Annotated in this window: 13 protein-coding genes and 1 pseudogene; 5 read left to right on the forward strand and 9 right to left on the reverse strand. The window is 61.1% G+C overall.

Annotated elements, in window-relative coordinates:
• Positions 1-53 precede the first annotated feature (53 nt).
• From HZ993_RS08995 to HZ993_RS09010, 4 genes are read right to left on the reverse strand one after another with little or no spacing between them, the layout of a single operon-like run.
• Entirely contained in the window at positions 54-539 is a 486-nt protein-coding gene (locus HZ993_RS08995) for a hypothetical protein (RefSeq protein ID WP_209397235.1), read from the reverse strand.
• A 4-nt stretch (positions 540-543) separates the two neighbouring features.
• Complete coding sequence (locus tag HZ993_RS09000; protein WP_209397237.1) at positions 544-1326, reverse strand: 3-hydroxybutyrate dehydrogenase; 783 nt, start codon at positions 1324-1326, stop codon at positions 544-546.
• Between the two features lie 2 nt (positions 1327-1328).
• Complete coding sequence (locus HZ993_RS09005; RefSeq protein WP_209397239.1) at positions 1329-2852, reverse strand: class I adenylate-forming enzyme family protein; 1524 nt, start codon at positions 2850-2852, stop codon at positions 1329-1331.
• On the reverse strand, positions 2849-4015 hold the full coding sequence (locus tag HZ993_RS09010; RefSeq protein ID WP_209397241.1) for an acetyl-CoA acetyltransferase: 1167 nt from the start codon (positions 4013-4015) through the stop codon (positions 2849-2851). The genes HZ993_RS09005 and HZ993_RS09010 overlap by 4 nt, the downstream gene beginning before the upstream one ends.
• A 77-nt stretch (positions 4016-4092) precedes the next feature.
• Between HZ993_RS09010 and HZ993_RS09015 the strand changes: the two genes are divergently transcribed.
• Entirely contained in the window at positions 4093-4698 is a 606-nt protein-coding gene (locus HZ993_RS09015) for a PAS and helix-turn-helix domain-containing protein (protein ID WP_209397243.1), read from the forward strand.
• 35 nt (positions 4699-4733) lie between these two features.
• On the opposite strand, the pseudogene HZ993_RS09020 reads toward HZ993_RS09015, so the two are convergent.
• The 4 genes and pseudogenes from HZ993_RS09020 to HZ993_RS09035 form a co-directional block, all read right to left on the reverse strand.
• Positions 4734-4931 (reverse strand): annotated as a pseudogene (locus tag HZ993_RS09020) (helix-turn-helix transcriptional regulator); the annotation flags it as partial.
• A 146-nt stretch (positions 4932-5077) separates the two neighbouring features.
• A complete protein-coding gene (locus tag HZ993_RS09025; protein WP_209397245.1) occupies positions 5078-7243 on the reverse strand; it encodes a DUF5916 domain-containing protein in 2166 nt (721 codons plus the stop codon).
• Between the two features lie 540 nt (positions 7244-7783).
• Entirely contained in the window at positions 7784-8806 is a 1023-nt protein-coding gene (locus HZ993_RS09030; protein ID WP_209397247.1) for a response regulator, read from the reverse strand.
• Positions 8793-12299 carry an ATP-binding protein gene (locus HZ993_RS09035; protein WP_209398366.1) on the reverse strand — a complete coding sequence of 1169 codons (3507 nt, stop codon included), beginning with the start codon at positions 12297-12299 and terminating at the stop codon, positions 8793-8795. The genes HZ993_RS09030 and HZ993_RS09035 overlap by 14 nt, the downstream gene beginning before the upstream one ends.
• 498 nt (positions 12300-12797) lie before the next feature.
• Here HZ993_RS09035 and HZ993_RS09040 point away from each other — a divergent pair, with 498 nt between their 5' ends.
• The 4 genes from HZ993_RS09040 to ureC are packed head-to-tail and all read left to right on the forward strand — an operon-like array spanning position 12798 to position 15367.
• A complete protein-coding gene (locus HZ993_RS09040; protein ID WP_209397249.1) occupies positions 12798-13100 on the forward strand; it encodes an urease subunit gamma in 303 nt (100 codons plus the stop codon).
• 32 nt (positions 13101-13132) lie between these two features.
• Positions 13133-13327, forward strand: a complete 195-nt coding sequence (locus HZ993_RS09045) for a hypothetical protein (protein ID WP_209397251.1) — start codon at positions 13133-13135, stop codon at positions 13325-13327.
• Positions 13328-13334: 7 nt separating this feature from the next.
• The gene (locus HZ993_RS09050) at positions 13335-13646 is read left to right on the forward strand and encodes an urease subunit beta (RefSeq protein WP_209397253.1); all 312 of its coding nucleotides are present in this window, start codon (positions 13335-13337) and stop codon (positions 13644-13646) included.
• Between the two features lie 2 nt (positions 13647-13648).
• Positions 13649-15367 (forward strand): urease subunit alpha, encoded by a 1719-nt coding sequence (gene ureC / locus HZ993_RS09055; RefSeq protein ID WP_209397255.1) that lies wholly within the window; start codon positions 13649-13651, stop codon positions 15365-15367.
• 22 nt (positions 15368-15389) lie between these two features.
• Here ureC and HZ993_RS09060 read toward each other — a convergent pair whose 3' ends face one another.
• Complete coding sequence (locus HZ993_RS09060) at positions 15390-15569, reverse strand: hypothetical protein (RefSeq protein WP_209397256.1); 180 nt, start codon at positions 15567-15569, stop codon at positions 15390-15392.
• Positions 15570-15656 lie beyond the last annotated feature (87 nt).

Genomic DNA, 15656 nt, shown 5'->3' on the forward strand with positions numbered 1-15656 from the left:
AAAACGCTTACAACCCCTCCTCAAACTGGGGGTATGGCTTCCACACCATCCTTTCACTTGCGTGTTTGTATGCGGGAGAGAGCGTTGGCCACCCATCGATGGGCTGTATCCATTTCTGTGAAGAAGCGGAAATCCGTTTGTGTGTGCTCAAACACTTCCGCGAACTTTTGCACCATGATGTACATACCTTCCACATCGGGCTGGGCCACCCAGGCCACGATGGATTTTGGTTGAACATCCTGGATGAACCTGACATAGCCTCCGCGGTAGGCGTCGAATGCCTCTGGAGACATCAGGGCACTTTCATGCCAATGCACTATCGCCGCAAAGGTGCCGTTGGGTTGCCAGCGTTTGTAGGCTTTGCGGCGCGTGACACCCAGTGCCCGGATGGCCTCCACATTGAACGGCCCTGTGGCCTCGTAGCACAGCACTTCACCATCAGAGGTCAACACAAATTCGCCGTGGGGCGCAAATTTACCGGTGCTGAACGCACTGGTATGCAGGTCGGGCGACAGTTCACTAAATCCTGAGTCGAACATGGTGTTACTGCGCCGTCCAACCACCATCAACCGGCAGTGCAACACCGGTAATGCCTGCCGCGGAGTTGCTGCACAGGAACACTGCCACCTCACCAATACGCTCGGGCGGGAGCAGCGTTTGGTTGGGTTGTTTCTCGCTGAGCAGATCCCGAATACCAGCGTTGCGGTCCCCGCCAAACTGGGCCGCACGCAAGTCAATCTGGGGCTGAATGATGGCAGTGTCCGTCCAGCCCGGGCAAATGCAGTTGACGGTTATGCCCTGCGTGGCGGTTTCCAACGCGACCCCTTTGGACAGCCCCACCAAACCGTGTTTGGCTGCCAGATAGGCACCCTTGTTGACCGATGCCACCAAGCCATGTACCGAAGCGATGTTGACAATACGACCCCAGCCGCGTGTACGCATGCCGGGCACCACAGACTTCATGGTGTAAAACGCGGCCGTCAAATTGACGGCCAATATGGCGTCCCACCGCTCGGCCGGAAAACTGTCAATGCCACACGTGTGCTGAATGCCTGCGTTGTTGACCAAAATGCTGGGCGCGGCGAGTGCGCCGGTGGCCGCCGCAACCAGGCCTTCCGCCTGCTCGGCATGGGTCAGGTTGGCACAGACGTATGCCGCACGCACCCCATAAGCCGTGGCCATGCCGGCCGCAATGGCATCACCTTCTTCTTGCGACTCCATGCCATGCAACACAATGTGCGCGCCGGCTTGTGCGAGGGACCGTGCAATGGCCAAACCAATGCCTTGGGTAGAGCCTGTGACCAGGGCAGTTTCATTTTCCAACACAGTTATTTCTCCTGACTAAGGGTTTCACGCAACGCGGTTTTGAGCACTTTGCCGTAGTTGTTCTTGGGCAAGTTGTCGACAAAGATGTAGTGTTTCGGGCGCTTGAAACGCGCAATGTGCTCCAGACACAGTTGGTCGAGGTCCTGGCTGCTCACGTTCTGCGACACCACAAAGGCCACCACCACTTCGCCCCATTCCGGATCCGATTGCCCGATGACGGACACCTCGCGCACGCCGGGATGGCGCAGCAGCACCTCTTCCACTTCACGCGGGTAGATGTTGGAGCCGCCACTGATGATCACGTCTTTCGAACGGTCCTTGAGTGTCAAAAAACCTTGTGCGTTCAGCGAGCCCATATCCCCGGTCCACAACCAGCCATCACGCAAGGCGTTGGCGGTCGCCTGGGGGTTGTTCCAGTAGCCAGCCATGACGGTTTCGCCACGCACCACAATTTCTCCGGTTGCGCCATGGGGCATGTCGACCCCTGCTTCGTCGACCACACGGACCTCCACCAGCATCTGCGCCACACCCACCGAGGCAATGCGGGCGCCCCATTGCGGATGTGTGCTGTCGGCCAGGTGTTCGCGCGATAAGGCGGTAATGGTCATGGGGGACTCCCCCTGCCCATAAATTTGAACAAAGCGCGGGCCCATGGTGGCCAAGGCGCGCTGGATGTCTTCCACATACATCGGGCCACCACCGTACACAATGGTCTTGAAGCCCGCCACATTTGCCTTTTGGGCGTGCACCTGCTCCACAAGCCGCTTGACCATGGTGGGGGCCGCAAACATGCAGATCCGTCCAACACTCTCCGCGAGGTCCAGCAGCTCCGCCGCATCAAATCCGCCGGAGACCGGCACGACATGGCGTGCGGCGTTGGCAACAATCGCAAAGTTGTACATGCCAGCCCCATGGGACATGGGCGCGGCATACACCATGGCGTCCTGGGCGTCCACACCATCCACGTCGCTGAGGTAGCAGGATGTCATGGCATACAGGTTGCGGTGGGTCTGCATCACCCCCTTGGGTCGCCCCGTGGTCCCTGAGGTGTAAAACAGCCAGGCCAGGTCATCGGGCTGCCGGTGTACGGGGGCCATCGGCTCGGTTTGCAAGGCCGCGTCGTAGTCCCTCTGGCCCGGTGTGAGCACCTTGCGCAGTGTTGGCACGTCTGGCAAGACGGGCCCCAAGGTATCCGCCAGGTCGTCCGTCACAAACAGCACACTGGCCTTGGCATCGTCCACAATAAATGCCAGCTCTTTGGGGTGCAGTTTCGCGTTGATGGGAACCACTGCCAGGCCTGCCCACCATGCGGCGTACAAGATTTCCAGATAGGCCACGTGGTTCGTCATGTAAATGGCAACCCGGTCTCCGGCTTGCAGCGCCAGCGTTTGGCGCAGGTAGGCGGCCAGATGGGATGCTCGTGCCGCCAACTGTCCGTAATCCAGCTGTAGCGCACCCCCCAACAACACGGCAGGACGGTCGGCGTGGACCCGCGCCGCACGGACCAGTAGTTGGACAATGTTCACCGCAGTCTCTCCAGGATGCTGACATAACTGGCCACTGCAGACCCGCCCATGTTGAAAACACCGGCCATGGATGCGCCGGGCACCTGCATATCGCCCGCTTCGCCCATGAGCTGCATGGCCGCCAGCACGTGCATGGACACGCCGGTCGCGCCAATGGGGTGGCCTTTGGCTTTGAGTCCGCCGGAAGGATTCACCGGCAAGGAACCCGTGGCGTGCACGACGCCATCGGCCAGCAGGCGCGCACCTTGCCCCGGTGGCGCAAGCCCCATCGCCTCGTAACTCAGCAACTCGGCAATCGTGAAACAGTCGTGCACTTCCGCCAAGGAGAGGTCGGTGATCTTGCAACCGGCCTGCGCCAGCGCCGCACTCCACGCCCGCTGCGGTCCTTCAAACGCCACGGCGTCGCGGCGCGACAGGGGCAGGTAATCATTGACCTGCACCCGGCTGCGCAATGATATGGCGCGTGGAAACTGTGCGGCCAGCTCGGAGCTGGCCACAATCACCGCGGCGGCGCCGTCCGACACCAGGGAACAATCCGTTTTGCGCAGGGGCGCCGCTACCAGCGGGTTCTTGTCTGACACGGTGTTGCAGAACGCAAAACCCAAATCCTTGCGCATCTGCGCCCAGGGGTTGCGGACCCCGTTGGCGTGGTTTTTTGCCGCGATGTGCGCCAGCGTCTCCGAGTGGTCGCCGTAGCGCGCGAAGTAGGCTTGCGCAATCTGTGCAAATATGCCGGGGAAGCTCAAACCCGCGGCAGCCTCTTCCTTCACATACGAAGCGTTGCCCAGAATGCGTGTTGTTTCGGCGCCAGAGACCGCACTCATCTTCTCGGCACCGATGACCAGCGCAATACGCGCCCGGCCCGCCTCGATGGCATCACACGCGGCATACAGTGCGGCAGCACCCGACGCACAGGCGTTTTCAACGCGTGTTGCCGGTTTCCACCGCAGGCCTTCGTCGGCCTGCAAGGCCATGGACGCGGCAAAAATTTCCGGCACAAAGCCACCATTGAGCTGCCCCAGCCAGACCGCATCGACCTCTCTCGCCGAAATGCCCGCATGCTGAATGGACTGCCCGGCCACACCGGTGATCAGGGACTCCAGGTCCAACCCGTCCAGCCGTCCAAAGGGGGTGTGCGCCCAGCCTACGATAGAAACGCCCATAGTTATACACTCCAACTTGCTACAGAACGGCAAATGTAAATAACAACCGCGACCGCTGATAGACGTACAACTACCCGATGAACACCAGGCCCCCATCACAGCAGAACCAACGTGACCCGACAGAAGCAGGACCCGAGGTGACTGACGATCTGGGACTGGTCTTTGATCTGGCACCCGTTGGCCTGTGCATCTCGCGTGATCGCATCTTGCAGCGTTGTAATGCGGCTTTTGGTGCCATGTTTGGTTATGCACCTGGCGAATTGCATGGACTCTCGTTGGAGATGCTCTACCCCTCGCCCCATGAGTTCGAGAACATCGGTGCGCAGGGTTTTTCCGTGATGAAGAAAGACGGTGTTTACAGTGACGAGCGCATCATGCGCCACCGCAATGGCCAGCTTTTTTGGTGCCATGTGGCAGGCCGATCATTACAACGCGACCAACCATTTGCCTGCGCGGTCTGGATGTTTGAAGACATTTCTGCCCGGCGCACCGTGTCACGCGACCTGACTCCGCGCGAGCGGGAGATCGCCCGCCAGTTGGCTGCCGGCCAAAGCACCAAACACATTGCACGCACCCTGGGCGTGAGCCCACGCACCATAGACGGCCACCGCGCCCGCATCCTGCGCAAACTGGGCGCAAAAAGTGCCAGTGAAATGATTGCCAAGGTGGTGGGGCTGGGCTGATTCGGCCACTGCGCAATGCCAGCTGGCAACCCGCACTACCCCTCAAACTGGGGGTGTAGCTGCCGTATGCGTGTCATCGCCATGCCGGCGGCGGCAGTACGGGTCTCCACCCCCATCTTGACGAAGATGCACTCCAGGTGTTTCTTCACCGTCATGGGGCTGCTGCCCAGGATGTCACCAATGTCCTTGTTGGTCTTGCCCTTGACCACCCAGTACAACACCTCGGCCGCTTTGGGCATGTTGACCGCATCAAGGCCGCCGGTATCTCACAGGCGGCTTGGGGAACATTGACGATCGTCAAGTACCAGTCCGGCAAATGGTAAGGCGGGTTCCCACCAGATGACGGGAGGGGCGTACAAGGGTTACCTTTTCGGCGGACTCAATGCCAAGACCAACCCTGCTGAAACTTGACGAACAATTCTTGCTTTGCCGCTTGCGCTGACTCCTGCGCCCATGACGCACCCAGGCTCCAGCCACGCAAGGCACCGCGGCGGGCCAGCCAGGCAAGTGTCGTCACGCGGGTATTGCTTTGAGCGGCGGTCAAATTGGCTTCGCCTGCGCGGTTGAAAGTTTGGTTTTGGTGCACAAGGCGAATGGCTTGCTCTGCACTCAGGTGAAGTATCAATTTGGTTTGCGCACTGCTTTCTTGCAGTGCTGCCGAGCCATTGGGGCCACTGATTCTGCCGACGCTGGCGTGCTGCTCTAGCTCCAGGCCGTACGGACCCCAGGTATCGCGCCAAGTCACTTGGGAGCTGAGGTTGTAACCCTGCCCCACCCGGTCCGCATCCACATCGATACGATCCCCCAGTGTCGCTTCGAGATTGACAAACGTCAGACGGGGCCCGGGATGGATGCCGCCGCCGATCAGCAGGCTGCGTGCTTGATGCACCACGCCGTCAAACCGTGTGCGTGCTCGGTCCAGATTGAGGTGCGCCCACCCTTCGGTCCCCGCAGCGCTCAGAATCCATATGCCGGGCTGCACGAGTTCACCCGCGAGCTGAGGGCTCAAAACACCACTGTTGAGGTCTTGCAGCGCACCGGTGTGCATGCCCCGCATAGTCAACTCCAAGGTTGAGATGGCCTTGTTCTCGGTGGGCACGATGCGTGTCACCTCCAACGAGGTTCGCTGGATGCCCGATTGCGGGACAAACCCGTTGTCATTGACAAAGCGGGGGCTGATGTGTTCGTAATGGGCAACCCAGCGCCAGTCATCCCCACGGTGGCGCCAACTCAGCCAACTGGCTTGGCCCGTTTGCGCGGGACCTTGGGCAATGGGCTGCCCTGCAAGGTCCCCATGGGGCGGTAAGGCGGTGGTGTCTTGGCTCTGCAGAAAGTGGCCACGCACCTGGTTGACATCGTCCAGGTCCACTTGACCATCAAAGCCTGCAAGCTGCGTAGTTACACCCGTGCTCCATTCCCGGGTACTGAGAATGCCCGCAAGTGACGACCTCTCGCTTACTTGTGTGCGGTGCCGCGCGAAGAAAACGTTGGACGGTTGGTCAACGGCATAGCTGGCGGTTCCAAAGGCATTGGGCCGCAGTATCAGACCTCCCCCGGCATCATGCAGTACCAGTGCCGTTCCCTCCGTCTCGTTGCCCCGGTAGGTTGAACGCAAACCCCAGCGCGGGTCGGTGATGGCCCTGCTATAGAACGCCAGCAGGCCACGGGATACGTCCCAGTTGTCCGGCGGAACCTGCCCGACAACATCGCTGCTTTCCAGGAAAAAAGTGCGCTTTTCGGTTTGGAAGAGTGCAAACCGCGTGTTGCCCGCAAGCTGCGGTTCATCCAGTTCTACCTGTGAAAAATCGGGCCTGAAGATGGCATCCACCACCCAGTCGGCGCGCGGCCTCCATTGCAGCTCCAGCCCCAGATTGACCGTGGATTCACGGGTGCCGGCGCCATCGTCCAGCGTTCGTGCGGTGCCTTCGGCGCGTATCCGCAGATGTTGCTCGTCATTGAGCTGCTCGCGCAGCGGGGCATCGACGTCAAAACGCTGAAGCTGCGTCAGCATGTGCGGTTGATTGCGTTCCATCGGTGCACTGGCAAAGGCCATGCTGATGTCGCGTGGCACCCGTCGGGTGACCATCAGCCCCCACGGGAGCTTTCCATTGAGCGGGTAGCGCAGCACCGAAAGAGGCCAGCGAATCTCAACGCTATAGCCATCTGCCAGGCGATGGCTTGCTACCTCTACGTCGTGATAGTCCGCTGATTCGTCCTCTTCGTCATCCGACGCGCGGTACACACCATCGGACATAGAGCCTGCGGCATTGACCCTGACAAACTGCGCCACCTCTGCGCGTCCAGTCGGGTCAAGCCATACCGTGACTGCGTCTTGGTCTGGGTGAATTTTGTCGCGACGCGCCAAAGGAGCACGAACGTCCTGTGGGTTGGGGTCCCAGGCGCGAATACCAAAGACCAACGCGCCACGCTCCATCAGCACGCGCACTTCGGTGCGGTAGGGGCCCACATCAAGTTCCGTGTCAGGCCGAAAGCGCCTAAACGTGGTGTAGGGGCTGGCGGCAGCCCACGCGGCGTCGTTAAGCAAACCATCTATTTGGATGGGCGCTGCATCTACAGGAGCCGCCACCAAAGGTATGGGCAATGGGTCGGCACATGCTAGCGTGAACGGTAGCGCGATAGTGGCCAGAAAAGTAGAACGATATACAGAAAACATCGGCCGATTATCGAGTGAGGCCACGTATCTAACCTTGACAGACCTGAAGGCGATGCGCCGCATCGACCCACCGCCCACTGTGAGCGCGATGGTGCGTGTTTGGATGGCACAGGCTCGGGTTGGCGTGGGGTGGTACCCCAGGCAGGTCCCAGCCCTTGCCGGGCTACCCGGCTTGAGCGTCGGCATCTGCCGTGACCTGATGCGCCGGTGCTGCCAGTGCTGCCAGTGCCGTCACTGCATGGTGTACGGCGACGGTCTTGTAGAGCAGCGTGCGCTCAGGATGACACGGGTTACGAAGCTTGGGCGTGCTACGACGGGCATCGTGCAGTGCCAACGTGAAGGACATGCACTTCAAAATTGCTAGCTGCATATGTATATTTCACGGGGGCTCAAGGCTTATTTTGCCAACAACTATCCCTCAAACTGCGGATGCAACTGCCGTATGCGTGTCATCGCCATGCCGGCGGCGGCAGTACGGGTCTCCACCCCCATCTTGACAAAGATGCGCTCCAGGTGTTTCTTCACCGTCATGGGGCTGCTACCCAGGATGTCACCAATGTCCTTGTTGGTCTTGCCCTTGACCACCCAATACAACACCTCGGCCTCTTTGGCGGTGAGTTTGAACGACAGGCTCATGGCCTCGATGACGGCGGTGTCGGACACCTCGCGCATCACGATCAGCCAGTCGCCATCTTCCACGCTGCCGTCGCTGTCACCAATCTGCTGGTGCAGCCTAAAGGTCAGGCGCCGGGCCCCTTGTTCGATGGCGAAGCGGGGTGGCTCTGCGCCCGGTGGCTGGGGTTGTGCCAGCAGGGCCAGGCAGCTGCGCAGCCAGGCCAGCACCGGCTTGGGCGTCAGCGGCGCCTGGGTGCCACAGTAACGCTCCAGCAGCTCACGGGCCAAGGGCGTTTGCCACATCAGCGCGCCGTCGCTGGCACGCACGGTGATGGTGGCGTAACCAAAGGCATCCAGCGCGTTGCGGGTCTGGCGCCGTTCACGTGCGCCCTTCAGGTGCACCTGCATGCGGGCCAGCACCTCTTTGGGTTTGATGGGTTTGGTGACATAGTCCACACCGCCCGATTCCAGCGCGGCCACCAGATACTCCGTCTCGGTCAGGCCCGTCATAAAGACGATGGGAATGTGCGCCGTGGCCGCCAGGGCCTTGAGGCGGCGCGCCACTTCAAAACCGTCCATGCCAGGCATCATGGCGTCCAGCAAGATGATGTCGGGCACGGCCTGTGTGGCGCGCTGCAACGCGGCCTCGCCCGAGGTGGCGACCAGTACGGTGTAACCGGATTCGTCCAGCGCGTCGTGCAACACCGACAGGTTGTCGGGCACGTCATCCACGATAAGCACCACATCGCTGTTGGCACGGTCCAGTGTGCCGTGCAAGGCACTGCTGGCCGATGGAGTAGCGGGTTCAAAAGGCGTCATGGTCTTCGCTGTCCAAGTCTTTCAGATCGTTCAGGTCTTTTTGCAGTTGGGCCAGCATGGCCTCAAACTGGAACTGCCGGGCCATGTCCCCCATCACCTGGGCAAAGCCGGCGCAGGCCGGATGTTCAGCGACGATGCTGGCCAGCTTGTTGGTGATGCCGCGGTAAAAGCCCAGGCGCACCAGCTCCTGCAGGGCCAATACATCGGCCCGTGGCGGCAGCGCCATGGCGGTGACTTCCGTGGCAGGGGTTGGTGTTGCGGGAGCGTCCTCCACACGGTCGGCCGTCTCCTGCCAGGTCAGGGCCAGCTTGCGCTCCAGCCAGTCCAGCAGCTCCGAATGGCGCACGGGTTTGACGATAAAGTCATCCGGCTCTATGCCCAGCACATTGTTGACACCGCGGTCAAAGGCATTGGCCGACACAATGGCCACCTGCGGCTGGTGGCCGTCCAACGCGCGGATGCGGCGCAGCGTCTCCCAGCCGTCAATGCCAGGCATGGCCAGGTCCATGAACACCACATCGGGGTCATAGCCCGCGGCCAGCAGGTCCAAACAATCATGCCCGCTGGCGGCCACCCGCAGTACAAAACCCAAAGGCTCCAGCAGGCTGACCAGCAGGTCGCGGTCGGCCTCTTCGTTGTCCACCACCAGGATCTTGCGGCGCACACCGGCGTAACCTTTGCGCGGCTGGCGCACGGCTTGGCTCAGGCGCTCCAGGCTGTGGCCAGATTGCACATGCAGCTCGGGCAGGAACAGGCGCACCTTGAAAACCGAGCCCTGGCCCAGCACACTACTGGCGGTCAGCTCACCACCCATCAGATCGGTCAGCATCTTGGCAATGGTCAGGCCCAGGCCCGAACCCGTGGCACCCACGGCCACGCTGGTGGCGCGGGCAAAGGGGTCGAAGATGTATTCCAGCTCCTGCGGGTGCATGCCGGGGCCGGTGTCATGCACCTCCACCTGCGCCATCTCGCGCGCGTAACGCAAGCGGAAGGTGACACTGCCCTGTTGTGTGAACTTGATGGCATTGCCCAGCAGGTTGATGATGATTTGGCGCACGCGCTTTTCATCGGCCTTGACCCACTCGGGTATGGCGCCTTGCACTTCGAAGCGGAAGGCCAGTCCCCGGGCCGCCGCCTGCAGTTCAAACAGGCTGGCGATCTCGTGCATGCCATTGGCAAACTGCATGGGCTTGGCACTGAGTGTCAACTTGCCGGCCTCGATCTGCGCCATGTCCAGCGTGCCTTCGATCAGCGAGAGCAAATGTTCTCCGCCGCGCTTGATAACGCTGACCGCCTGCATGCGGTGCGGCGGTATGGACGCGTCTTCGCCCATCAGCTGCGCGTAACCCAGGATGCTGTTGAGCGGCGTGCGCAGCTCGTGGCTGATGGCGCTGATGTAGCGGCTCTTGGCCTGGTTGGCCTGCTGGGCCTGTTGCTTGGCCCGCTCGGCCAGCGCCGTGGCGGCCTGCAGGGCCTCGTCGGTCTGGCGGTGGGACTCTATCTCTTGCATCAGCAAGTGGGTCTGGCGGTTGGACTCTTCCTGTGCCACCTGGCGGCTCTTGTGCGCCAGCACCAGCCACCAGGCCACGATGCCGCCCATCAGCAGCAGTGCCATATAGGCCTTGAAGAAGCCGGATCGCAGGGCATCTTGCAAGGCAGCGTTGACACCCGTTGCCTCGTTGAGGCTGGACAACTCTTGGCGGTAGAACATGCCAAACACCGTGGCCAGTAGTGGAACGATGATGAGCATCAGCAATATGAAGTGCCCCACGCCGGTATCCAGATATGGCCAGGCCCGTTTGGGCAACAGCCAGCGCAAGGCCGCAGACCATTGCGCGGACAGACTGGCGTGTGGTTTGCACAGATCACCACAGCGTGCATCCAGGGTGCAGCACAGGGAGCAGATGGCGCCGCGGTAGGCGGGACAGTGGGCCATGTCCGGGCTTTCGTATTCACGCTCGCAGATGACGCAGCGTTGCATGCGTGTCTTATCTTCTTTCGCTGGAGCCTGGGCGCCCACACGTTTTGCTCCGTGTCCCCCGACCGCTGCGCGGTCTCCTCCTTTACCTGCGCAAAACGCATGGTCGCCCAGGCTCCCGGTGCTCGTTCTGGCTATGTAATAACGGCCCTTCGTAGCCCACGCTAAGACAGGCGCGGTCACGAATGCCGTCACCAGCGCCACTACCGCAGAGAACGCCTTGGCATCGGCCCCAAACAGACCCAAATACGCCATCACCGACAAGGCTGAAGCCAGCGCCATCGACCCCACGCCCACCGGGTTGATGTCATACAAATGCGCGCGTTTGAATTCGATGCCCTTAGGGCTCAGGCCCAGCGGCTTGTTGATAACCAGATCGGCCACCACGGTCATGATCCAGGCGATGGCGATGTTGGAATACAGCCCCAGCACATCGCCCAGCGCGTGGAACACGTTCATCTCCATCAGCATGAAGGCGATCAGTGTGTTGAACACCACCCACACCACGCGCCCCGGGTGGCTGTGGGTCAGGCGCGAGAAAAAGTTACTCCAAGCCAGTGAACCCGCATAGGCATTGGTGACATTGATCTTGAGCTGCGACACGACGACAAACACCGCAGTGGCCGCCACCGCCCATTGCAGCGAGGTAAACACATACTCATAGGCCGCCAGGTACATCTGGTTGGGGTCAACTGCGCGGTCGGTCGGCACGCTATGTGTGATGGCCAGGTAGGCCAGGCAGGCACCGCCCAGCATCTTGGCCACACCCAACACCACCCATCCCGGCCCGCCCAACATCACACACAACCACCAGCGCCTACGGTTTTGTGCGGTCTGCGCCGGCATAAAGCGCAGGTAGTCGGCCTGCTCGCCCATCTGCGTGATCAGCGCAATGCCTACGGTCAATGCAGCACCAAACAAGTGCAGATTAAAAACCCCACCCACGCCAAAATCACCACCATAGTGCGTAATGCCCTCAAATGCAGCGGGATTTCGCACCAACACAAAGCCAAACGGCAAGAACAGCATCAAGAGCCACAGCGGCTGCGTCCAGACCTGCAGCCGGCTGATGACCGACACGCCGTGTGTCACGAGCGGAATCACGACCAGGGAGCAGATCAAATAGCCCCAACTGGGCGGAATGTCCAGCGCCAGTTCCAGCGCATAGGCCATGATGGCCGCCTCCAGCGCGAAGAAGATGAAGGTGAAGGTGGCGTAGATCAGCGAGGTGATGGTGGAGCCGATGTAGCCAAAACCGGCGCCGCGGGTGAGCAAATCCATGTCCACGCCGTACCGCGAGGCGTAGACGCTGATGGGCAGCCCGGCCAGGAAGATCACGATACCGGTCACCAGGATGGCCCAGAAGGCGTTCACAAACCCGTATTGCACCAGCAGCGTGGCGCCAACCGCTTCCAGCACCAGGAAGGATGCAGCGCCAAAGGCGGTGTTGGCCACCCGCCACTCGGACCATTTGCGAAATCGCTGCGGCGTGAAGCGCAGTGCGTAGTCTTCCATGGTCTCGCTAGCGACCCAGTTGTTGTAGTCGCGGCGGATCTTGACGACCCGCTGCAACGGGGCAGTGGGTGCTGGGGGCAGATCGGGTACGGGTTGCACGCAGGCATGGTGCAGATTTCATGCCACGGTAGTTGTGTATCAGTTGGGCAGCGGGTTTTGCTCCGTGTCCCCCGGCCTTCGGCCTCCTCCTTTACCTGCGCAAAACCCACTACCCGACTGATACCGCGCGACTGGTTGGGCACGCATCGGACGCAAAACTCCCTAGGTATTTACTGTTGCGAGCAAAGACTCCAGCGGCGGGCATTGGGTGGCTGTTCTGCGCAGGTAAAAGGAGGAGCCCGCACAGCGGGCGGGGGACACGGAGCAGAACAGCCACCCAATGCCCACTGCGGGCGCATACCAACAGGCATCCGGCATTTGGCGTACACGGCCAACTTGCAGGGCACGGATATTGCCTAATAATCCCAAAGACCTCTGCCAACCAACTGAGAGCGAGACATGGAACTCACCCCCCGCGAGAAAGACAAACTGCTGCTCTTCACCGCCGCCCTGCTGGCCGAACGGCGTAAGGCGCGCGGGCTCAAGCTCAACTACCCCGAAGCCATGGCCCTGATCAGCGCCGCCGTCATGGAAGGCGCCCGCGACGGCAAGACCGTCGCCCAGCTGATGAGCGAAGGCCGCACCGTACTGACCCGCGACGACGTCATGGAAGGCATTGCCGAGATGATCCCCGACATTCAGGTCGAAGCCAGCTTCCCCGACGGCACGAAACTGGTCACTGTGCACCAGCCCATTGTTTAAGACCTGCTCCCTTCCCTCTGGAGAAAACTCTCATGCGAAACCCAGTTTTAAACGCTACGCTTTCCATAGCTGTGTATGCAGTATCCGCGGGGGCTAGCGCCGTATTTGCCCATGATGGTCATGGTCTGGGCGGTGGTGCCCACTGGCATGCCACTGATGTGTGGGGCTTTGTGGTGGTGAGCGCCTTGTCTGCACTGGCGGTGTGGATCTCGCGCAAAGGAAAGTGAGCAAGCCATGATCCCCGGTGAAATCCTTTGTGACGACAACAGCCCCGAACACGTGCTCAACGCAGGCCGGCGCACCGCCACATTGGTTGTGCAGAACACAGCCGACCGCCCCATACAGGTGGGCTCGCACTACCACTTTGCCGAGACCAATGGCGCCCTGGGCTTTGACCGGGCTGCAGCGCAGGGCATGCGCCTGAACATCGCGTCGGGTTCGGCTGTGCGCTTTGAGCCCGGTCAGCAACGCACCGTGGAACTGGTGGACTTCGGCGGAGATCGCATCGTCTACGGCTTTCGTGGCTTAACGCAAGGAAAACTCTGACTATGGCAACGATTGGACGCCGCGCCTATGCGGAGATTTTCGGCCCCACGGTGGGTGACCGCGTGCGGTTGGCCGACACCGGACTGCTGATCGAGGTGGAGAAGGACTACACACTGGCCGCGGGCAGCTACGGCGAAGAAGTCAAATTCGGCGGTGGCAAGACCATACGCGATGGCATGGCGCAATCGCAGCGCACCCGTGCCGAGGGTGCCGTGGACTGCGTGATGACCAATGCGCTGATCCTGGACCACTGGGGCATCGTCAAGGCCGACATTGGCCTAAAGGGCGGGCGCATTGTCGCCATCGGCAAGGCTGGTAATCCGGACACGCAGCCGGGCGTGGACATCATCATCGGGCCTGGCACCGAGATCATCAGTTGCGAAGGTAACATCGTCACCGCGGGCGGCATCGACAGCCACATACACTTCATCTGCCCCCAGCAGATCGAAGAAGCCGCAGCCAGCGGTGTGACCACCATGCTGGGCGGCGGCACCGGCCCTGCCACTGGCACGTTTGCCACCACGTGCACGCCCGGTCCTTGGAATATTGAGCGCATGCTGCAGGCAGCCGATGCCTTCGCCATGAACCTTGGATTTCTGGGCAAGGGCAACGCCAGCCTGCCGGCGGCGCTGCATGAGCAGATCAGCGCCGGAGTCATCGGCCTCAAGCTGCACGAAGACTGGGGCACCACACCCAGCGCCATCAGCAACTGCCTGGACGTGGCCGATGCAACGGACACGCAGGTCGCCATCCACTCTGACACGCTGAACGAATCCGGCTTTGTGGAAGACACCATTGCCGCCACCAAGGGTAGAGGCCTGTGCGCCTTCCACACCGAAGGTGCGGGCGGTGGCCACGCGCCCGACATCCTGCGCGTCGTGGGGCACGACAATTTTTTGCCCAGCTCCACCAACCCCACCATGCCCTACACGGTGAACACGCTGGACGAGCATGTGGACATGCTGATGGTCTGCCACCACCTGGACGCGGGCATTGCCGAAGACCTGGCCTTTGCCGAAAGCCGCATCCGCAAGGAGACCATTGCCGCCGAAGACATCCTGCACGACCTGGGCGCCATCAGCATGATGAGCAGCGACAGCCAGGCCATGGGCCGCGTGGGTGAGGTCATCATCCGCACCTGGCAGACGGCGCACAAGATGAAGGCTCAGCGCGGGCCGCTGCCCGAAGACAACGCCCGCAACGACAACTTCCGCGCCAAACGGTATATCGCCAAGTACACGATCAACCCCGCCATTGCGCATGGCATCAGCCACGAGGTGGGCAGTATCGAAGTGGGCAAGTGGGCCGATCTGGTGGTGTGGAAGCCCGCCTTCTTCGGCGTCAAGCCCGCGCTGATTCTCAAGGGCGGCTTCATCTCCATGGCGGCTATGGGCGACCCCAATGCATCCATTCCCACCCCGCAGCCGGTGCACTACCGTCCCATGTTTGGTTCTTTTGGCGGCGCGTTGTCGCGCGGCTCGTTGACCTTTGTGTCGCAGGCGGGATTACACGCCGGCATCAAGGAGAACTTTGGCTTGGCCAAGACACTGAGCGCGGTGAAAAATATCCGCGGCGTACGTAAGCAGCACATGGTGCACAACAGCTATCTGCCAGTGATGGAGATCGATGCGCAGACCTACAGCGTGCGGGCGGATGGGCAGTTACTGACGTGTGAGCCTGCGGTCAGCTTGCCGATGGCGCAGCGATACTTTTTGTTTTGAACGGGTTCCCGCTGGCGCAGAACTATTGCGAAGATGAATCCGTCGTAGCAGTATTCGGATCAACCGTTGTCAGCGTGAAGCCGTTGGTCGTTTCCATCAAAAACACGGTGCCGTCTTTCGCATCCTTGAAAATGGGAAGAATGTCATTGGGGAGGATGACGCCCAAGCCGTCGCCGATCTCGACTATCTCTAAACTTCTCATGGTGAACTTTCAAGGTGCCCAGGAAGAGTATTCTCAGTCCTTATCCCTTCGATGACAACAAGCGAAACCCGCTCCTGCCCTCACTAC

Origin of the sequence: Rhodoferax sp. AJA081-3, from assembly GCF_017798165.1 — a bacterium.
Lineage (GTDB): Bacteria > Pseudomonadota > Gammaproteobacteria > Burkholderiales > Burkholderiaceae_C > Allorhodoferax.